19 protein-coding genes are annotated in these 19620 nt (G+C 44.6%); 16 read left to right on the forward strand and 3 right to left on the reverse strand.

All coding sequences use genetic code 11. The annotated features are described in order from the left end of the window. The first annotated feature begins 1 nt into the window (after nucleotide 1). The 6 genes from WMW72_RS32380 (at nucleotide 2) to WMW72_RS32405 (ending at nucleotide 4371) form a co-directional block, all read left to right on the forward strand. Nucleotides 2–337 carry a Na(+)/H(+) antiporter subunit C gene (locus WMW72_RS32380; RefSeq protein WP_341419724.1) on the forward strand — a complete coding sequence of 112 codons (336 nt, stop codon included), beginning with the start codon at nucleotides 2–4 and terminating at the stop codon, nucleotides 335–337. Continuing rightward, nucleotides 334–1809 (forward strand): Na+/H+ antiporter subunit D, encoded by a 1476-nt coding sequence (locus tag WMW72_RS32385; RefSeq protein ID WP_341419726.1) that lies wholly within the window; start codon nucleotides 334–336, stop codon nucleotides 1807–1809. The genes WMW72_RS32380 and WMW72_RS32385 overlap by 4 nt, the downstream gene beginning before the upstream one ends. Before the next feature lie 14 nt (nucleotides 1810–1823). Next, a complete protein-coding gene (locus WMW72_RS32390) occupies nucleotides 1824–2303 on the forward strand; it encodes a Na+/H+ antiporter subunit E (RefSeq protein ID WP_341419728.1) in 480 nt (159 codons plus the stop codon). Then, entirely contained in the window at nucleotides 2300–2581 is a 282-nt protein-coding gene (locus WMW72_RS32395; RefSeq protein WP_341419730.1) for a Na(+)/H(+) antiporter subunit F1, read from the forward strand. Before WMW72_RS32390 ends, WMW72_RS32395 begins: the two co-directional genes overlap by 4 nt. Then, entirely contained in the window at nucleotides 2535–2963 is a 429-nt protein-coding gene (locus WMW72_RS32400) for a Na+/H+ antiporter subunit G (protein WP_341419731.1), read from the forward strand. The genes WMW72_RS32395 and WMW72_RS32400 overlap by 47 nt, the downstream gene beginning before the upstream one ends. A gap of 535 nt (nucleotides 2964–3498) precedes the next feature. Next, the gene (locus tag WMW72_RS32405; RefSeq protein WP_341419732.1) at nucleotides 3499–4371 is read left to right on the forward strand and encodes a hypothetical protein; all 873 of its coding nucleotides are present in this window, start codon (nucleotides 3499–3501) and stop codon (nucleotides 4369–4371) included. A 113-nt stretch (nucleotides 4372–4484) separates the two neighbouring features. On the opposite strand, the gene WMW72_RS32410 is transcribed toward WMW72_RS32405, so the two are convergent. Both WMW72_RS32410 and WMW72_RS32415 read right to left on the reverse strand, forming a co-directional pair. Next, entirely contained in the window at nucleotides 4485–5513 is a 1029-nt protein-coding gene (locus WMW72_RS32410; RefSeq protein ID WP_341419733.1) for an NAD-dependent epimerase/dehydratase family protein, read from the reverse strand. A gap of 178 nt (nucleotides 5514–5691) precedes the next feature. Next, nucleotides 5692–7410: an alpha-keto acid decarboxylase family protein gene (locus WMW72_RS32415; protein ID WP_341419734.1), complete on the reverse strand. Its 1719-nt coding sequence runs from the start codon at nucleotides 7408–7410 to the stop codon at nucleotides 5692–5694. A 282-nt stretch (nucleotides 7411–7692) separates the two neighbouring features. Here WMW72_RS32415 and WMW72_RS32420 point away from each other — a divergent pair, with 282 nt between their 5' ends. The 6 genes from WMW72_RS32420 (at nucleotide 7693) to WMW72_RS32445 (ending at nucleotide 12940) form a co-directional block, all read left to right on the forward strand. Beyond that, complete coding sequence (locus WMW72_RS32420) at nucleotides 7693–8757, forward strand: acyltransferase family protein (RefSeq protein ID WP_341419735.1); 1065 nt, start codon at nucleotides 7693–7695, stop codon at nucleotides 8755–8757. A gap of 476 nt (nucleotides 8758–9233) precedes the next feature. Beyond that, a complete protein-coding gene (locus tag WMW72_RS32425; protein ID WP_341419736.1) occupies nucleotides 9234–11123 on the forward strand; it encodes an S-layer homology domain-containing protein in 1890 nt (629 codons plus the stop codon). Nucleotides 11124–11254: 131 nt separating this feature from the next. Continuing rightward, complete coding sequence (locus WMW72_RS32430; protein ID WP_341419737.1) at nucleotides 11255–11509, forward strand: hypothetical protein; 255 nt, start codon at nucleotides 11255–11257, stop codon at nucleotides 11507–11509. A 180-nt stretch (nucleotides 11510–11689) separates the two neighbouring features. Further along, nucleotides 11690–11953 (forward strand): S-layer homology domain-containing protein, encoded by a 264-nt coding sequence (locus WMW72_RS32435; protein WP_341419738.1) that lies wholly within the window; start codon nucleotides 11690–11692, stop codon nucleotides 11951–11953. Between the two features lie 356 nt (nucleotides 11954–12309). Next, entirely contained in the window at nucleotides 12310–12726 is a 417-nt protein-coding gene (locus WMW72_RS32440; RefSeq protein ID WP_341419739.1) for a hypothetical protein, read from the forward strand. Then, on the forward strand, nucleotides 12719–12940 hold the full coding sequence (locus WMW72_RS32445) for a type II toxin-antitoxin system HicA family toxin (protein ID WP_341419740.1): 222 nt from the start codon (nucleotides 12719–12721) through the stop codon (nucleotides 12938–12940). Before WMW72_RS32440 ends, WMW72_RS32445 begins: the two co-directional genes overlap by 8 nt. 257 nt (nucleotides 12941–13197) lie before the next feature. On the opposite strand, the gene WMW72_RS32450 is transcribed toward WMW72_RS32445, so the two are convergent. Then, complete coding sequence (locus tag WMW72_RS32450) at nucleotides 13198–14070, reverse strand: glycerophosphodiester phosphodiesterase family protein (RefSeq protein ID WP_341419741.1); 873 nt, start codon at nucleotides 14068–14070, stop codon at nucleotides 13198–13200. A 153-nt stretch (nucleotides 14071–14223) separates the two neighbouring features. Between WMW72_RS32450 and WMW72_RS32455 the strand changes: the two genes are divergently transcribed. The 4 genes from WMW72_RS32455 to WMW72_RS32470 all read left to right on the forward strand — a co-directional run bounded on the left by WMW72_RS32455 (nucleotide 14224) and on the right by WMW72_RS32470 (nucleotide 19585). Then, nucleotides 14224–16386, forward strand: a complete 2163-nt coding sequence (locus WMW72_RS32455; protein ID WP_341419742.1) for an extracellular solute-binding protein — start codon at nucleotides 14224–14226, stop codon at nucleotides 16384–16386. A gap of 284 nt (nucleotides 16387–16670) precedes the next feature. Beyond that, a complete protein-coding gene (locus WMW72_RS32460; protein WP_341419743.1) occupies nucleotides 16671–17774 on the forward strand; it encodes an extracellular solute-binding protein in 1104 nt (367 codons plus the stop codon). Nucleotides 17775–17889: 115 nt separating this feature from the next. Beyond that, nucleotides 17890–18903 (forward strand): ABC transporter ATP-binding protein, encoded by a 1014-nt coding sequence (locus WMW72_RS32465; RefSeq protein WP_341419744.1) that lies wholly within the window; start codon nucleotides 17890–17892, stop codon nucleotides 18901–18903. 13 nt (nucleotides 18904–18916) lie between these two features. After that, nucleotides 18917–19585 (forward strand): ABC transporter permease family protein, encoded by a 669-nt coding sequence (locus tag WMW72_RS32470; RefSeq protein WP_341419745.1) that lies wholly within the window; start codon nucleotides 18917–18919, stop codon nucleotides 19583–19585. Nucleotides 19586–19620: the final 35 nt, after the last annotated feature.

Genomic DNA, 19620 nt, shown 5'->3' on the forward strand with positions numbered 1-19620 from the left:
TATGGAGACACTAATGGTCATACTGGTCGGTATTTTAATATCCATTGGAACCTATTTGATTCTATCTAAACAACTGCTGCGAATTGTGCTCGGAACATCGATTGTGGGCCATGCGGTTAATTTATTGCTCATCACTTCGGGTGGGCTGAAGACGGGGAGCGCCCCTCTGCTAGGAGAGAAAGTTGCGAGCTTTACCGATGCTATTCCTCAAGCATTAATATTAACTGCGATCGTCATTAACTTTGCCGTGACAGCGCTAGTACTGGTTTTATGTTACCGCTCCTATCAAAGCTTCGGGACGGATGACATGGAGCAATTAAGGGGAAATGAGCAATGAATAATTTGTTGATCACGCCGGTTATCATTCCTCTGTTGACGGGGATGCTCCTCATCATATTCCAGAAAAACGTAAAGCTTCAGCGGATTCTTAGTCTGGTTGCATTGTTAGCCACCAGTGTCATGTCCGTTCTATTGATGAATCAGATCCGAGATGGCGGTATTCAAACCTTACAGTTGGGGGGTTGGGAAGCGCCTTACGGCATTAGTCTCGTGGGTGACATGTTCAGTGCTTTGCTGCTTTTGGCTACCTCCATTGTCTCGGTATGCTGCTTAATATATGCTTTTTCATCGATTGGCCGAAAACAAGAAAAACTGTATTTTTATCCTCTATTTTTGTTTTTGATTACAGGTGTCAATGGTTCGTTCTTGACCGGGGATTTATTCAATTTATATGTCTTTTTTGAAATGTTTCTGGTTGCTTCCTATGTACTGATCACCTTGGGGGGAGCCCAGAGGCAGCTTCGGGAGTCGTTGAAATATATTTTTACGAACATTGTTGCATCGGCGTTCTTTTTGATCGGAGTTGCCTATTTATATGCGATGACCGGCACATTGAACCTCGCTCATTTATCGATGCGGATTGCAGAGGTGGGTCAGGATGGGTTAATTACCACCGTCGCATTATTATTCCTGATCGTTTTCGCCATGAAGGCGGGATTATTGCTTTATTTCTGGCTACCCGGATCCTATAGCGTACCGCCAACGGCAATCGCTGCTATTTTCGCGGCGTTACTCACTAAGGTCGGGATATACGCCACTTTCAGAATGTTTACGCTCATCTTTTATCATGAACCGCAGATTACCCATCTGTTTATCGGGATATTAGCCGCTATAACCATGCTACTGGGCGGACTCGGAGCGATCGGTTATTGGGATTTGAGAAAAATATTAACCTACAATGTGGTCATAAGCGTTGGATTTATTATGGCTGGACTCGTCTCTTTGACAACCACCGGCATAGCGGGTTCTATTTATTACTTGATTCACGACATGCTGATTAAGGGGCTTGTATTTATGATCGGGGGAACGATTGTTCACCTCACGGGAACCAGTAATTTGAAGAATATTAGCGGCTTGATTCGTCTCCATCCTGGGTTAGGTTGGATGTTCTTCATCGCGGCGCTGTCGATGGTTGGAATTCCTCCGTTAAGCGGTTTTCTTGGTAAAGTATTTACGACGCAAGGCGTCTTTGAAGCCGGTTATTATTGGCTTGGAGGAATCGGGCTGCTGGCCAGCTTGTTCATTCTGTATTCGATGATCAAATTGTTTATGAACGCATTTTGGGGTGAAACGATTCTGAGCGTAGAGGAGGAGAAAGGGACAACGAAAGGCCTATTGCTTCCTATCGCTCTATTGACGCTGGCTAGCGTTGCCCTGGGAGTCGGTGCTGAGGCGATTACGGGTTATGTAGACCAAGCTGCGGAGGAATTGTTGAATCCAAGTTTATATATTCAGGCCGTGTTTGATTAAAGGGGGAAACCGTCATGCCCGTTCAGGTGTTACTCAATATATTCATTGCCTACTTGTGGATGTTTCTGCAAGAGGAGATGAGCATATTAAACTTTATCAGCGGTTATTTGGTTGGTTTGTTTATTTTACTGTGCATCCGCCGTTTCTTTAAAAAACCGTTTTATCTATTCACGCTAGTCGCAATCGGTAAGCTGTTCGTTCTGTTTATCCATGAGTTGAATATTTCTGCGCTGGCGGTCATGAAGCATGTACTCCGTCCTAAAATCGATGTCAAGCCAGGAATCTTCAAGGTAGAAACGGATTTGGAGGGAGATTTGGAAATCACGCTCCTATCCTTATTAATTTGTTTAACGCCAGGCTCGGTCATCATGGAGGTAAGTCCTGATTCGAAGGTGCTGTACATCCACGGTCTGAACATGCCGGAATCCAGGGATTCTGTATTGAAATCAAAATCTGTATTTGAAAAAGCGATCAAGGATGTGACGAGAAAATGATATTTGAGACGGTGTTGATCACGGCATTATGTATATTAATGCTGGCCATACTAGCCAATTTATATCGGGTTGTAAAAGGACCTTCCAGTGCAGACCGTGTTCAGGCGCTAGATTCCGTCGGTATTAATCTGATCGCCAGTACGGCCGTGTTCTCTGTGCTGCTGCACACGCATGCCTTTTTTGATCTCATATTACTGATCGGGATTCTTTCATTTATTGGGACTGTTGCCTTTGCCAGATTTATTGAAAGAGGTGTTGTCATTGAGCGTAAGCGGTGAAATAATCGGGGCTGTCCTTATTCTCATTGGAGCCATTTTCAGCTTGATCAGCGCGATTGGGAATGTGCGTTTACCTGATGTGTACACAAGGTCTCATGCGGCATCTAAAAGTTCTACGCTTGGCGTGCTGTGCGCGTTGGTAGGAACCTTACTGTATTTCTTAATTTCCGACGGGTTCTTCAGCATCCGCCTCATCTTGGGAATCTTCTTTGTATTTTTGACAGCTCCAGTGGCCGCCCATGTGATCTGTCGGGCCGCTTACCGTAACCAGGTGCCTTTAGCCGAGCAGAGCGTCCAAGATGAATTGAAGGACTATTATAGGGAAAATGAAATTGTCGAGGTAGAAGATAAGGCCGAATTAGTTAATACTCAGGCGAAATGAAAAAGCAGTTCATCTTCAATAACTTCACCATTCGCTTGGCCTCCATACGTAGTACCCGTGAAGACACCTTAATCGGTGTCTTTTGCATGTACGGAGAACGTATCTGCTAGGATTGTGTTTAGCCAAGAGCGGAGGTTGCTACAATGATTTATCGTTTGCGTAAAACATCGAATTTGATTTTGAGCGTACATCGCTCGATATTGTTTTGCCGGGAGTACTTGTGGATATGCCAAGCCGCGGCTCCTCTACATATGGTCAAGTTTCGGGATCACGTAGTGATCGGTTGGGGGATTCTGTATGTTGCTGGAATCAGTCCGGGCGTAACCGAAACGGACGCATTGATTGTCGTATCTCGGGCAGTGAGATGAAAGTATATTTCAATATAGATGAAATCTATATTCGTAAAGGTTTTTTATAAATAACATTAATAATACCTTTAACTCAAGCTAATACAATTCCACATTTTTCCTTGTAAACTACAATTAGAGTTGCGGAATAGCCGCAATTTAATTGAACAAATAAGGAGATGTAATTGATGAACATCCGCAAAAGCATGACCTCTGTAGTTGCCGCTGCTGTACTCGGCACCGCTTTAATCGCTAGTTTGGTCAATGTGGGACCCGGAACTGCTGTTGCAGCGAAGCCTAACATGACGCCGAATTATGAGATTCACGCGCTGCTAGATTCGAATCTGGCTTTGAATCCGGACCACACCTTGAATAGCGCGGTGCTGAATGCGTTCAACATTACCGCGGCTCCAGTCCAAATGAACGTTCAGTATCTAGATACGAATAATAAAGACCTTAACAATCAAGGCTGGTCCGCACGCATTCGCAAAATGACCGGCGACAGCAAATTTCAATTAAACTATAAGAAACGTTATGCGATCACAGGCAACGACATTACGGCAGCTTTGAATCAAGCTAACAGCGAAGGCTTCGACTCTAGTGACACGAACTACGATGCACAGGTAGAATGGAGCTATAGCTCAAAGACACTTAGCATTTCCATTGACAAGAATGCCAGCATCGCTGGTTACAGCGGCTTGACCCTGCCTAATCAGACTGATTCGGTCGATGCGATTGTCAAAAACATTCCGGGCAAGCTGGATAAATGGACAGGCCCAGGCTGGGGAACCTCTGTGCTGAGCCAATCGCGAGTATACGGTCCCGTATATGCTACACGCTACACAGGCACATTTAACGGAATCAAGACCTACATTGAAATCTGGCCGATCAAAAATGCATCAGGAACTGGCTATGATTATACGGTAGAAGCTTCGTTCAAAGTTGCCACAGAGACCGATGCGGCCAATTCCTCTAGCCAATTGTTTACTTTCCTGCAGTCCCAAGGCTGGTTTCTTCCTCAAGATGCATTGAAAACATCGACCATCTTGCAGCGTTATTAAACTTAAGAAAGAGCTTTGCAGCCCGCTGGCTGCAAAGCTCTTTTTCAGAAAGGGAGCTGACGCATTTGGAAGGTACGCAACCTTTAGTGGCTGGTTTATGAAACGTTTACCTGTTATTCTTTGTTTTTATCCTTCAACATCTTTTCCATTGCTTGTAAGACCGTAGCGTTCGGTTCTCTATACTTATACGCATAGGCTTCAGGATAATTGGTTTTGTACACCACACGGTTTAACATACGAGGTACCATATCCTGATAATATGCTGTTAACTGACATGGGCTCAATAAATCTACCACGACATCTCCAGGAATGATCCGAGCAACATCACCTAACACGGCCTCAATCTGCTCATCTGTAAATTGTTTTTTAATGATAGCTAAGATGGCAGAGTATGTGGTTTTAAATGCAGATGCGAAATGACGCTTGCCATTCGCTTCAGTCGATTTCATCAGCTCAATATTCATGGCCGCTGCGTCGCGAACATCAACCCCATACAATTGCGAATCTGCCATAGCTCTATCGCCGTGAAGCATGGCATAAATCATATCATGATGCCAAGGCGCAAAGCTCGGCCCCATGACATGCGTAGGGTGAATCGTTGTCAGGGTTATGTTTGTTGTATTTTCAGGGGAGCGGATAAACGACCAGGCCGCTTTTTCTTCCATCGTTTTTGAAACCATATGGAGGTCAAACAAGCCTTCCCTATTTTCATTTGTCCAGTCATCCTCTGTAAACGTTGTTTTGGATGAATCTTCGTTGCCGTAAGCAATGGTTGACTCTGCACTGGTGTGCACGATCTTTTTGACACTGCCCGATTCAACGGCCAATTGTAAGAGCATGCGGATTCCTTTTTCTTTCGTCCTGCCCCTATCTTTAAACGTTTTGTCGTGTGGATTAAAGGCGCTCCCCTGATTAAAAACCCACTTTGCTCCACTCAACACTTCTTTCCAATTCTCTGTTTCCCCCAGGTTTGCTTTGTAAAAGCCCACATTTGGCAACATCTTTTGAAGCTGTTGCGCTTTATCTTCATTCCGGTACGTTCCGGTAATCTGGGTATAGCCCATATCGGTTAACTGTTTGGCAATCCATGCGCCAATGTAACCTGTTACCCCTATAATGACAATCTTATCGTTTCGTTCCATTTGTACGCTTCCCCTTTCAACACGTTCTCAGTTCTAGGTTTAGCCGATGCCTTCGTAGTAAGAGTTAATTATAACAATTCAAGGGAATAGGCGTCCATAAGGCACTGCCATCATCATACAACGGAAGCCCGATAAGCCTGGTTCATGAGCTTATCGGGCCTTGTATATTCTGCTGATTCTAATTCTGGCTGCGCTGCTTCTCCTGCAGCTCCAAATAGTTACGCATCCGGCGCATATATTCGGGGGCGTCCATAGGATCCGCGGCGATCATTTCAATGATACAGAGTCTTGAGGAACGTTCCTTGTCCGCTTGGGTTATAGCCTGGTCAAGCTCTCCATAGGTCCGGACAGTCACGGCAAACGCATCGCCTCCAAAAGCTTCGGCCAGCTTGGTGTATGACCAGCGTGGAATTTTGTTATAGGGCTGATCTTCGGTTTTGACATTTAAATATTTCTCGATCGTATAACCATCGTTGTTCAAGATGAAGATAATGGGCTTGCATTCATAGTAGAGCATGGAGCTGATTTCTTGGGCTGTCAGCTGCAAGGAGCCGTCACCTGTGAATAATAACACCCGCCGGTCCGGCGCCGCAATACTGGCACCGTATGCCGAGGGTGTGGCATAGCCGATAGACTCCCAGCCTCCCTGAGCGATATACGTTACATGGCGCGGCAGTCTCACCTGAGCCATCCCGTTGTAAAACGTACCGGTCTCGGCGATCACAATATCCCCCTCTTTCAGCATCTGCTGAAAACGAGGATAGTAATTGGCCGCAGTTAGTGGCTCATCGTTACGCCCGGTTAGTTGGTCGTACGGGAATGTGGCTTTTGCCGCCAAACCTTGGCCTTTGTACCCAATCTTCTGCACCGCAAGCAGCATGTCAGCAGCGAACACATTCGGATATTCCGCTTCTGCGATCTTGACCATATCGGGTTGAATATCGACAGTCACCAGTGGATTCAGCTTCGCGCTGAAGTTCGCGGTGTTAGTGTCCGCCAATACCATGCCTACTCCAATGACACAGTCTGCATGTTCTACCGTGGCCTGGACTTCAGAACTTCCGAAAGCGCCTCCGTACACCCCCATATAATTCGGATGGGTTTCGTCGAATGCCCCTTTTCCGAACATCATTGTCGCAACAGGTATGTTCATGGCGTCGGCCAACTGCCGAACGGCTTTCTCCAGGCCGAACCGCGTGGCTTTGACATCAACCAGAATGACGGGCCGGTGGGCATGCTCCAGCAGCTGGCGGACATGTTCCACTGCTGCCTGAAGGGGTTTTAAATTGGACGCTGGACGCGGCGGTGCCGGTTCTCTTCGGGCCATGATCGGTTTGGTCACTAGATCATCAGCTACAACCAGGTATACCGGCTTTTTCTTTTCCTTCGCAATGCGAATGGCTGCAGGAATTTCAATCTCGGCGTTTTCTGGCGTCAGCACGGCCGTATAAGCTGTAATCAGCGCATATACCTTGTGGAAGACGTCGAAATTTCCATTCATTAGAGTGTGGTGCATCAGCTTGTGTTCTTTCTGATCCTTCTCGGGAGGTGCGCCTACGATGTGAATCAGCGGTACATGCTCACTGTTAGCTCCCGCTATCGCATTGCAGGCACTGAGCTCCCCAACCCCGAAAGTCGTAATAAGAGCAGACAGACCTTTGATTCTTGCGTAGCCATCCGCCGCATAACCTGAGTTCAATTCGTTCCGTCCACTCATAAACTGGATGCCGTTATACCGCTCGAGCGTATCCAATAGTGTAAAATTATAGTCTCCGGCAACACCGAAAATTTCGGTAATGCCCTCCAGCCTCAGGCAATCGAACAAATACTGGCCAAGTGTTTTTTGCGCTGTTCCAGTTTGCGGGTTAGAGCTGCCTACTGCTGTCATGGTTCCCATCTCTTCTCACTCCCTATTCTTTTAAGTCTGTTCTTGTATAAGATTCCCTCTTCCTTGGAATGGTTATTCACTAAGGAGTGTTCGATAGGCTAGCGTTCTATGTGTTACATGAAACCCATACAGAGCTTCAGCATCCAGTCCCATCTCTATCGCTTTGTATGACGACTTCCCCCATAACGGAGGATTTTTTTCGTAGAAATAGTCGTAAATTAAGCTTACAGATCATCGAGATCTATCGTGTGATATAATAGTGGCGAAGTATACATATTTAGGGGCGAAAGAGTGAAGAGTTTAAACTATACGTTATTGGGTCTAAGAGGGCTGCTGGCTCTTTCTGTTGTTATTTTTCATATCTATGGATCTGCTGTTATTGAAGGTTACATTGGTGAATTTCCGAAGGAGCATCTGCTGTATGTGATCAATTATGCAGGTCCTATTTCTGTGGACTTGTTTTTTGTTATTAGCGGCTATCTCATTACTCAAAGTTTATCGAACAAACGAACGCTTCGTGAATTTGTTATAAATCGGATTATCCGTATTTATCCTGTATTTTTAGTTATCCATTTGATTATTTTTACGGTTGGTCCCTTTATAAAATATAAATGGATGACCGGAATCGGCTTGAGAGAGTATATTGTTCATTTTGTTTCTAATGCATTTCTCCTGCCAGGGATGCTGCAATTGCCGATTGCACAAATCGTGGCCTGGTCACTGAGTTATGAACTGTTTTTTTACATCATAGCAGGGTTAGTTTGGTTCATCTATCACGGTTCAAAGTTAAACATGCTTGGGAAATATATTTCTTATCTTGTGATAATCGTCTTTTGTACGGTTGTTGTGTATGCTCGGATGGATTTGCTCTTCTTTGTGGTAGGTGTAGCCGTGTACTTCTGTCAAGATAGGTTGCAGAGAAGATTCAAAGCAGCTAAGCAGTTTTATTTTAATGGCATTATACTTTTGGCCGCCATTTATGCTTCCTTTCAGACATTAAAAACTCCAATCGCGGCAGCGCTGATACTAAGCTTCTTATTCTTTATTACTATTATCACGGAATACGGTCTGCTATCCTCGATTCTAAGGACTAGACTAATGCGCTATCTGGGGGAAATAAGCTTCAGTTTGTATATGTGGCATACTATGGTGATGTTTCCTTTAAAGATCGTTGTTCCCAAGATCACCAATGTAATAGGCTATTCTTCTTTATCTTTTGCCATGTATGCATCGTTGTCACTTCTTCTATCGATTGGCATATCGCATCTATCTTATAAATATATTGAAGTACGTTTCGCAGAGTATCTGAAAAAAAGACGGAACAGGAACCCTATCGATATGTTGTCTGATTTATGATTTTACAAAATCATGGGTCGATTCCATAAATACAAAAAACACCATCGATTTTGAGATGGTGTTTATTTATTCACTTTGACATAATCATTGAATCTCAGATAAATGATGAGTGCTACGAATGCTGTTCGTTTATTGGCTTTCTGGAAGGATGATTTTGTCCTAAAGACTCAAATGGTGTAGCTGCTTTTTCAAAGACCGTAGTTGTATGCAACCTCTCCGAAGGCTAAAGACATGGGCAATTGAACGTCTGATTCTAAGAGTTTGCTGCTCTCTACGGCCAATGTGTTCATTAGGGCTATACCGTTGAATCTTAGCAACATGGAGATCGATGACCTCTTGGGATCTCCCGATACTTACGCCCATTTTTTCAAACAGTTCTTTATTACTAATAAATTGAAATACCAATGGTATATATAGGTAAAACGTAGTATATTTAGATTCAAATACATTTTACATGCACTTGGGAGGAAGAGCGGATGTCAAAGAGGTTTAGTTTTCTAAAAGCAGTTATTTCAGCCTTTTTAGTTATTGCACCGGTGAACTCAGTTGCATATGCTGCTGGTAATGTTAACTTTACACAAATAAACTTTGTGGATATTAGTGAGACATATTGGGCAAACAGCGCCATCATGGATCTAGCAAAGAGCCAAGTCATTTCAGGGTATGAAGATGGTTCTTTCAAACCAGAAAAGTATGTTACTCGAGAAGAGTTTGCTTCACTCATTGCGAAGACCTTCTATCTTGATTTGCCTAGTTCTAATTCAAAGCCGACCTATTATGATGTTACCCCTGACCGATGGTCATTCTCGTATATTGAAGCCTCCAAAGATTTCTTGACAGGGTACTATCCCCCTTCTGGTAAAGCTATTTTCAATCCAACCACTGATGCAACACGAGAGGATGTTGCCGTTGCATTGGTTAAAACATTAGGTTATCAACCTGATGAGTTAAAAGATGAAAGAATTCTCGAAAGAAAGTTTTATGATCTTGGGAGCATCTCTCCAAACTTGCGGACGTATGTTGCTCTTGCCGTAGAAAAACAAATTTTCGATGGTTATCCAAATGGTACTTTTAGAGGGGATAAGCAAGTAACTAGAGCAGAAGTTGCCTCATTATTACATCGAGTTATTAAAAATGCAACAGCAGATGGTAATACGGGTATACATCTTGATGTTATTGTACCTGAGACAACATCAAGTGATTCATTTTACGTTTCAGGTGAAACAACAAAAGGCGCAACGGTTACGATTAACGGCAGAGAAGTCGAAGTTTATCAAGGGCAGTTTAAAGAAGGTGTAAGAATAGATAAAGGGGAAGGAACCTATCAGGTTGTTGTTGTTTCCAGAATCCCTGGTGGTAAATCGAAAACAGTTACAAAGGAAATTAAATATGAAAAAGGTGCGCCCACTCTGACAGTGAAAGATATTCCAGAGCAAACGGAAAAGCAAAATGTAACTATTTCGTGGAGTGTTAGCGGGGATAATAATCCTGTAGTTTATGTCAATGATGAGGCTCAGAGCAGTTGGGCTTCCGGCAAAACGATTGAATTACAAGAAGGCTCTAATACGATCACAGTTAAAGCAGTGAATTCACTAGGAAAAGCAACAACCGTCACAAAAAAAATTATTTTTAATACGGGTGGACCCGTACTAAAGGTAGCGGATGTTCCAGAGACAACAGATAAGCAGAGTGTAATTGTATCATGGAGTGTTACTGATAAAAATGATTCTTCGCCGAAGGTTTATATTAATGATGAACTCCAGTCTTACACGACAAGTAAAACGATTAGCCTAGTAGAAGGTGTCAATACTATTGTATTTAAAGCAACAAATGGATTAGGTAAATCAACCACTATTACGAAGACGATCTCTCTCGGAACGGGTGCACCTACATTAAAATTGGGGGAAGTTCCAAGTTCAACAGAATTAGAGAGGGTTAATGTCTCATGGAGCGTTACGGATAAAAACGACTCGTATCCAAAGGTTTATATTAATAATGAAGTTCAACTGTATACGACTAGCAAATCGATTGTTTTAGAACCAGGTGAAAATATTTTGGTCTTTAAGGCAACGAATTCTAATGGAAAAGAAGTATCCATTACAAAAAATATCATTTTCAATCCACCTGCGCCGAAATTAACGTTAGGTTATATTCCGAATACGACATCAAATAATAAAGTTTCCATCACTTGGACCGTAGTCGATAAAAACGACTCGTATCCAAAGGTATATGTTAACGATGAACTACAGAGTTACTCAAGCTCCACATCAATTAATCTTGTAAAAGGTGCAAATCCAATTAAAGTAGTGGCGACAAACAAGTATGGTAAAGTCTCCACGGTTACAGATACTGTCTATAAAAATTAAATGACTGATTTAGGATCTGCCAAACCACTTTTAGCATTTATGAAGCCAAGTTAATTCAAAACCCAAAAAGTACCGTTAATTCGTCGATAAGATGAATTGACGGTACTTTTTGGGTTATCCATGAATTTCTCATGATTGCGTTATGCTTCTCGCTAGTACCGGTCGCTACCGCTGCCAGCAGCACGGTTACATTGAATGGGATCCCGGCCGTTCAACCTGGCGGAGCCGTTACAATCTCGGGAACATCGACCTTGGATGAAGTCATTATTAAGGTGCTTCGTCCCGGCAAGAGCACGGTGTTTTATGATATCGTCAAAGTAGCGAACGGGCAATTTTCAGACTCATTTACGCTGGATAGCCGTGAGCCGGCAGGGGTTTATACGTGACGGTTGGACAAGCCAGTCAAGTCGCAACCACCACATTTGTTGTAGAAGCGTCGACCACAACACCAAACCCAACTAGTAGTAATGCAGATCTCAGAGGGTTGACGCTGTCGAGCGACAAGCCTACACCCTTACCGTGACCCGTGAAACGGCGCCTGGGCGCAGAAAGCAGTCGCACAAGCGGTGCAAGCCGGTATGATCAGCGGCTATGAGGACGGCACTTTCCGTCTGGATGCCGACATCACTCGCCCTGAGATGGCGGTGATGATCGCCAGAGCTCTGGGTCAGTCGATCGAAGCGGCATCGGCAACAGGCTTTGCGGACGACAAAGACATTCCGTCGTGGGCGAAAGGTGCAGTTGCGGCCATGAACCAGCTTGGCCTGATCGAAGGCAAAGGGCGAATCAATTTGCTCTGGGCGATCAAACGACAAGAGCCGAAGCGGTGACGGTACTGCTGAAACTGCAGACACATAAGAACAAGTAAAGGGAAATAGTGAGCGCTGGATTCAGTACGTAGTGAAACTGCTGGACAAGATCAAGACAGAGTAGGATAGGCCTAAACCATCTCCCAAAAACTTCAGCATGTCGTGACGGCGAATCGTGGATGTCTAAGCCACGATTCGTCTCCATACAAGGCGCCCAAGAGGGTGTCTTTTTTCATTTGTTATCTAAGAAAAATTAAAGGAAGTTGAATAAGTATTGTTACGGCTGGGGATGAATAATATACAAAGAAAAAGTACATAATGTACACTATGTACATACATTGCTGAAAACTATATAATGGAGGTGAGGAGGCGTGCTTATGCAAACAATACTCAATGCTACAGAGGTTCGGGCTAATTTTGGTGAATTCATCGATACAATCGTACGGGAGAAGCCCCAGGCGATTAAACGTAATAGAGATATCATCATGGCTTTTTCCAAGCAACAGATGAAGGAATTGCTTTCAATATATGAATTAACGTTTGAATATGAGCAAGACGAGGATGGCATATATGCAGGATCCATTGAGCAGATGGAAGACATTGTAGCCGATGCGGGTACGCTTGAGGAACTTAAATATGAGCTGGCAAGACAACTGATTGAATACGCAATTGATTACGAAAACAATTACTCTCGCTATTACAATAGCCCTAATCGACATAAGCATGCTCCATATGTATTACGTGTCCTACTGGAAGACGACTTTGATTCGGTAGCGCGTTTGTTGCATGCCTAGTTGGGGTGACCTGGAGAGTTTTTTAAGACGAGATGGTTGGGTACTCATAAGGCAAAATGGCAGGGATAAGATTTTTGAAAAGACACTGGCAAATGGGGAAGTGTTAAGGACTGCGGTTTCGAAAGGTACTGGCGAAATTAGCAAGGGATTATTTAACAGGATTTTGAAGCAGCAACTTCGTGTAGATAAGGAGTACTTTAATTCGAAAAAGTAACGTGTGATTGTTTTTCTCAGATTTCAAAGTGTGGCTGAATTTGGCCTTGCTTTGCATGGAAGAAAGTATTGACTTGAGAACAAGTAGTGCTTATGTTTTGCCGTCCCGTATACAAACTAGATGAAGACCCGCTCAATGAGCGGGTCTTTCACGTTGTAACCAAGTGTATATGGATAGCTTCTCAAGGGAAATGTGGTTGATATCAAAACACATAGGCTATCTTATTAAGTCAAATACGGAAGTACACCAAAGGAGTTTTAATGATTTTTGCCCAATCCAATCTTCCGCTCCCGAAAAGCCGCCATCAAAGCCGGCCAGTCGGTCTGAATGACATCGATGTTCTTGTCGAACAGCTTTCCCCAGCCTTGGTCCGGGTCTTGCTTGACCGAGGTATCATCATCCAGCCGGCCGAATAGCACCGTGTGGTCATTCAGCGTGATAGCATTGGCCCATACGAATAAGTTCAGCTGGTGAAGCCTTGCGATGAGCTCATCCTGAAATAAAGGATGGTTGGCCGAATCGGCGATTAATTCAACTCCGACTACATTGAGATTGGGATAAGCTAGCACGGTTTCGATATCGGCTAAGGAATAGGCGATGGGCATGAACATGTATTTCGTTTCATACTGATCCAGAAATTCCAATTGCTCCTTGACGGCAGGGCCTTTCAAGATAATTTGATTGGCCATGTCATAGCGATCCAGCATATTCAACAAGGATGGCCAGATGTCCCAGGCTCGGTCGATGTTGATCAGGACATCCCCTTTGAAATAAGCAAGAACATCCTCCAGGCGTTCAACCTTAGAAAGGGTTTGAACGTAATCACGGTTGAAGTAAGTCAAGCTTTCGATTTTTTCTGAATTCATGGTTTTTATATTATCGGATTCCTGGAGAAGTCTTTTTTCGGCTCCGTCGTGAAACAGGTACAGGGTTCCGTCGGTCGATTGAAACACATCGATTTCCAGCATATCTCCACCTAGCTGCAGGGCTGCTTTGAGGGCGGGAATCGTATTTTCGATGATGTTGCCTAATGAAGTTCCCCGATGTACAGCAAGTAAAACCCCATGCTCGTCCAATTTCTTATTTAACAAGGCGTTGATGTCTCTGTATTCAGGTTTCCCTATCCGCATAGCTCGTCCTCATCTCTGAAATTAATAATTGTATGATAGCACTTGATATTGGAACGTGTCAATAAACGTTCATCTTCACGGTTTGTTATTTGCGTAAAGCATAAAATCAGGTAAGATTGTAGAAGAAGAAGTTGAGGAGGTTTGTCGGGTGACATGGCCACAATAAAGGATATTGCCAAAGCGGCAGGTGTTTCACATGGTACGGCATCGAATGTATTGAACGGCAAAGGAAATGTTAGCGTCAAAAAAATACAGCTGGTGGAAGAAGCGGCGAAAAAACTAGGCTACAAAATGAATTACAAAGCCAAGTCTTTAAGATCAGGGGCTACCAATTCCGTATCGATCATTGTGCCCACGATGGAATCAGATGAATATGTCCAGCTGTACAAAGGCTTAGATAAATCGCTCACCAATCTAGGGTACCGCACCCATTTATATATCACGTATGACCTGCCGAATAATGAAAAAAGCATCATTAAGGAAATCGCAGAAGAGCGAGTGACGGGCATCGTCACGATCTCCTGCTTAGCTAATGCGAATGAATATTATGACCAAATGGATATTCCCAAAGAGCATATCATTTTTGTAAACAGGCAGCTCCAACATGCCGAGCAATTTGTTTCCTTTGATTTCAAGCAAGCGGGTGCCGAGATCAGTGCCTTTATTACGGAAAGCCGATACGCTTCCATAGGTATTTTCTCCGATGAACTGAAGTTTTCGAATGAAAAGCTATTTGTCGAAGCGATTCTTCAACAAATGAAGGGTATTTCCGTGAAGAAAGTGCTTCATGTGCCTTTGAACCAATCGCATAGTAAAGCGTTTGAGTTCTTCGCCGGGGGACCTCCGGAAATGATCATTACCTCGAGCCTGAGCAAAGCGTATTGGCTGAAAAATGCTCAGTTCTTCGGTTCCATGCAGCAGCCCCCGAACATGTTAAGTTTAGGCGTTACTCAACCTTCCTATACGGATGATTTAATCATTTACCAACAAAATTACCATCTGCTGGGCCGCGAGATTGCGGAGCGTTTAATCGATCAGGTCCATCATCCTAAGCCGGCGGCTAAAGTCTGGATGGGCAATACCGGTATATCCCATTGGGAAGTACCGGAGCAGGAACGGCCTGGTAACTCGCTGTCCATCCTAACGATTATTAGCCCGACCACGGACGCTCTATTGAAGTTGCTCCCGCATTTTACGAAAAACACGGGAATCAAGGTCACCCTGGATATTAAAACCTTCGAAGAAATTTACCAAATTCTAACGGATCAAGTAAATGTGGGTCACTATGATATGATTCGAATGGACATGGCCTGGCTTCCCTGGTTCGGGAAAGACGTATTTCAGCCATTACCTCATATGGATCCGCAACTGGACGAGCTGATCCAATCACTGCCGCCGCATATGAAAGATAATTATTCGCAGATTGAAGGTACATCCTATGCCGTTCCTTTCGATCCCAGCACGCAGATGCTGTTTTACCGCAGAGATTTATTCGAGGACCCCAAAATCAAACGCATGTATTATGAGAAATACAAGAAGCAATTGACCATCCCTCGAGATTTCGCTTCTTATGTGGATTTAGCTAGTTTCTTTACCAAGTCGCAGTTTAAGCATTCGCCTACGGAATTTGGCACCAGCGTGACGTTAGGCAAGTCCGAAATCATTGCCCTGGAATTTTTGGCAAGATACTATGCGGAGAATGGAAAGCTCATCCATGGCAAGGAAATCAAGCTGGATCCGAATATAGCCGTAAAGGCGCTGACCAATTATTTAAAAACAGTTTCCGTTGCGCAGAACTTGGACGAGACCTGGTGGGGAGCGTCTGTCAATAGTTTTGCCAGAGGGGAAACCGCGATGGTCATCGGGTTTATGAACCACGTATCCAAGATTGCGAATAGCGATTTCGGGAACTTTATCGGCTCGGCCTCCATACCGGGTGACAAGCCCATCCTAGGCGGCGGCGTCATCGGGATCACGAAGCATACACCTAAAATCAAGGAGGCGGTCAGCTTCCTGAATTGGGTCAACACCATTGAAATCGCGGAGCAAATCACCTTATTGGGCGGAACCTCAGCCAATCCGAATGTGTGCAACAACCAGACGATCTCCATGCTGTACCCTTGGTTGTACGAAGCGAACAAAGCGAATGTGGAAGGCATTCGCGATACGAAGTTCTTCGATGGGAACGGCTTCAATGCCAAAGAGGTAGAACGATTAATCGGCTTATCGATTGAGCATGCCTTGAATAACCTGTTAAATGAAGAACAAACCATCGAACAAATCAACAGCAACTTATCGGTTTTCTCCAACCGCTAGCTCATAGACTCTTGGATAGGCGCCTTGCATAAGGCGCTTTTTTGTGCTTCTAGGTCTGGATTTTGAAGACGAGCCTTAACAAAAACGGATGGAATGTTAGCGGAATGTAAACGCTAAGTTAATCATTTGCAAACATATTGACTCGTTCCAATACGGTTCATATAATAAAGTTGCAATCGAAAATGACACGTTCCAATTTTATTGAAAGAGGTGGAATGCTCAAGCAACGAGGTTGTGAGTCCAAGATGATCATCCAAATTCCCCAACAAAAAAGGAGCAAGAATATGAACTTCAAAAAATCCATGATCACCGTGACAAGTCTGATGGTAGCGCTGACCGTCGTGTTATCGGGCTGTGGAAGCAACAATTCGGGGGCTTCCAGCTCATCCGATAAGGGCTCTAATCCATCTGCGAATGCGAAGAAAGAAGACAGCAAATCACTGGTTATTTACTCCAACTCGGTGTCTGACGGAAGAGGAGACTGGTTGAAGGAGAAGGCTGCGGCACAAGGCTACAAATTGGAATTCGTAGAAGCGGGCGGCGGAGATATTGCCAACCGGCTGATTGCTGAGAAGAACAATCCTGTGGCTGATGTGGTGTTTGGGCTGAGCACGGTTGATTACGAAGGCTTCAAAACTCAAGGCTTGCTGGAGAAGTTTAAACCAGCCTGGAGCGACGAGATTACGGCGGGGTTGAACGATAAGGATGACTATTACCATTCCTTGGTTAAACAAGCGATTGTTCTGATTTACAACTCGAAGCTGTACAACGAGGATACGGCGCCGAAAGACTGGACCGAGCTGTGGAAGAAAAGTGAATTCCAGAACAAATACGATTCTCCTTCTGCCTTCGGCGGAGCAACGATTAGAGCGGTGCTTGCGGGGATCTTAGTTCGCTATCAAGACCCGAACGGGGAGTATGGTATTTCCAAAGAGGGCTGGGATGAAATTAGAAGCTACCTGAAGAACGGGTATCATGCCGCACAGGGTGAAGATTTCTATGCCAACCTGGCCAGCGGGAAATCCCCACTCGGACCTATGTGGTCCAGCGGTATCGCCACACGTGAAGAAAAGTATGGGGTGAAGGCAGGTATTGTGAAGCCTTCGATTGGAGTTCCGTTTGTGGTCGAGCAAGTGGCCATCGTAAAGGGATCGAAGAACCTGGAAGCCGCCAAGCAGTTCGTGAATTGGTTCGGAAGTGCAGACGTTCAAGGCGAATGGTCCAAGAAGTTCACGACGATGCCGGCCAACGAGAAGGCTCTAGCGACTGCAGCGAAAGAGATCAAAGATTTGGATGCATCCTTGAAGCCACAGAATATCGATTGGGCCTTCGTAGCGAAGAACATGAATAAATGGGTGGAGAAAATTCAGCTTCAGCTATTACCGTAAGGCTGAAAACGAGCTTCATGGAGATTGATTCTGCAGGTTAGCCGTCTATCTTGCAGAATCAATCTGCTTCATGCTTTTTCACAAATCAGGTGTCGAATAGGAAGGGTGTGAGGGCGTGATCGAATTCAAGGACGTTGAAATTAAGTATGGGGATTTTGTCGCGATGAAGGATTTAAACCTGAAGGTCGAAGAGGGGGAGTTCTTCACGCTGTTAGGTCCGTCCGGCTGCGGGAAAACGACGACCCTGAGAAGCCTTGTAGGCTTCGTGAATCCTTCCAGCGGCGGTATCTATATCCGGGGAAAAAATATTACGCATTTACCGGTTGAAAAAAGAGAGATCAGTATGGTGTTTCAGAACTACGCGTTATTTCCTACCTTGAATGTGTATGAAAATATTGCGTTTGGCCTGAAGGTGAAAAAGCTGCCCAAAAAGCAAATCGAAGCTGAAGTGCAGGATATCGCCTCTAAAGTGGATCTAAGCGACGAGCAGCTGCTTAAGAAGGTGTCTGAATTGTCAGGCGGCCAGCAGCAGCGTGTGGCGATTGCCAGGGCATTGGTGCTGAAGCCCAGCATTCTCGTGATGGATGAGCCGTTATCCAATCTGGATGCGAGCCTGCGCGTACAGTTGCGTAATGAACTAAAGAAGCTGCAAAGAAAATTCGGCATCACCTCTATCTACGTCACGCATGATCAGGAGGAGGCCCTGACCTTATCCGATCGGATTGCCGTGTTTAACAAAGGGGTAATCGAGCAAGTGGGAACGCCGTCGGACATCTATAATAAGTCAGCTACCGAATTCGTCTGTAATTTTATCGGCGATATCAATAAGCTGGATCAAGCTCTGCTGGGAAAAATCAAAGACCAGATCCGCAAGCCTCTGGATGTTACCAAACCGGCTTATCTCAGAACGGAAAGAGTGCACACTTCTATGCAAGTCGCGGATCGTGACATCGCTAGCTTGCGAGCTAAAGTGGTGGATATCGACTACTACGGGCTGTATACGAAGTATACCTTGGATGTGGATGGGTCTACGATTAAAAATGTGGAGAAAGAAGATGGTCGGACGACATACGCCATGGGGGATGAAGTGACGATTTATATGGATGGCGATGACATCATGCAATTTTAAGGGGGAGCTTCTTATGTCGACAATTAACCGGTTCAAAGAAGCTCTGTTCTCTGGCAAGCTCATCGGAATCCTGGTGGCGGTGCTGCTGGTTTGGTTTATCGCTGCCTTCTTGGTATACCCCAACCTTAATCTGCTGTGGGCCACCTTTTTCCCAGAAGGAAGTTTTTCGTCGGAGCCCTTTCAGAAGTTGCTGCATTCGACTAGAGCCTTGAAGAGCTTGCTGAATAGCTTTGTACTCGCGGCTTCTCTGGTCGTGACGGTCAATGTGGTCGGGGTCTTCCTGGTCCTGGTGATCGATTATTTCGAGATTAAGGGCGCCAAGTGGTTACGCCTAGGTTATATGACTACGCTCGTGTACAGCGGGATCGTGCTCGTATTCGGCTATAAGTTTATTTATGGAGAAGGCGGAGTCATCACGAAATTATTGATTCAGCTCTTCCCGCATATGAATCCTGCATGGTTTACCGGATACTGGGCGGTCTTGTATGTCATGACCTTCGCCATTACGTCCAATCATGTAATCTTCTTATCCAATGCGATCAAGAAGATTGATTATCAAACCATCGAAGCGGCTAGAAATATGGGCGCCTCCTCCCACTATAAATTAATAAATTCTCTTGTTTTCTCACTCTTTCTTAGACTTTCAACCATGGACTTTTTGAGAGCTGGAGAAGTCATGTAAGGATGACATTATTTTCTGGTGGAGCCGGTGGCAGG

Origin of the sequence: Paenibacillus filicis, from assembly GCF_038070315.1 — a bacterium.
GTDB classification, from domain to species: Bacteria; Bacillota; Bacilli; order Paenibacillales; family NBRC-103111; genus Paenibacillus_G; species Paenibacillus_G filicis.

What these genes read in the sequence shown, in the direction of transcription:
- WMW72_RS32380 (WP_341419724.1), top strand. Translation starts at nt 2, where the DNA reads ATGGAGACACTAATGGTCATACTGGTCGGTATTTTAATATCCATTGGA.
- WMW72_RS32385 (WP_341419726.1), top strand. Translation starts at nt 334, where the DNA reads ATGAATAATTTGTTGATCACGCCGGTTATCATTCCTCTGTTGACGGGG.
- WMW72_RS32390 (WP_341419728.1), top strand. Translation starts at nt 1,824, where the DNA reads ATGCCCGTTCAGGTGTTACTCAATATATTCATTGCCTACTTGTGGATG.
- WMW72_RS32395 (WP_341419730.1), top strand. Translation starts at nt 2,300, where the DNA reads ATGATATTTGAGACGGTGTTGATCACGGCATTATGTATATTAATGCTG.
- WMW72_RS32405 (WP_341419732.1), top strand. Translation starts at nt 3,499, where the DNA reads ATGAACATCCGCAAAAGCATGACCTCTGTAGTTGCCGCTGCTGTACTC.
- WMW72_RS32410 (WP_341419733.1), bottom strand. Translation starts at nt 5,513, where the DNA reads ATGGAACGAAACGATAAGATTGTCATTATAGGGGTAACAGGTTACATT.
- WMW72_RS32415 (WP_341419734.1), bottom strand. Translation starts at nt 7,410, where the DNA reads ATGGGAACCATGACAGCAGTAGGCAGCTCTAACCCGCAAACTGGAACA.
- WMW72_RS32425 (WP_341419736.1), top strand. Translation starts at nt 9,234, where the DNA reads ATGTCAAAGAGGTTTAGTTTTCTAAAAGCAGTTATTTCAGCCTTTTTA.
- WMW72_RS32430 (WP_341419737.1), top strand. Translation starts at nt 11,255, where the DNA reads ATGATTGCGTTATGCTTCTCGCTAGTACCGGTCGCTACCGCTGCCAGC.
- WMW72_RS32440 (WP_341419739.1), top strand. Translation starts at nt 12,310, where the DNA reads ATGCAAACAATACTCAATGCTACAGAGGTTCGGGCTAATTTTGGTGAA.
- WMW72_RS32445 (WP_341419740.1), top strand. Translation starts at nt 12,719, where the DNA reads ATGCCTAGTTGGGGTGACCTGGAGAGTTTTTTAAGACGAGATGGTTGG.
- WMW72_RS32450 (WP_341419741.1), bottom strand. Translation starts at nt 14,070, where the DNA reads ATGCGGATAGGGAAACCTGAATACAGAGACATCAACGCCTTGTTAAAT.
- WMW72_RS32455 (WP_341419742.1), top strand. Translation starts at nt 14,224, where the DNA reads ATGGCCACAATAAAGGATATTGCCAAAGCGGCAGGTGTTTCACATGGT.
- WMW72_RS32460 (WP_341419743.1), top strand. Translation starts at nt 16,671, where the DNA reads ATGAACTTCAAAAAATCCATGATCACCGTGACAAGTCTGATGGTAGCG.
- WMW72_RS32470 (WP_341419745.1), top strand. Translation starts at nt 18,917, where the DNA reads ATGTCGACAATTAACCGGTTCAAAGAAGCTCTGTTCTCTGGCAAGCTC.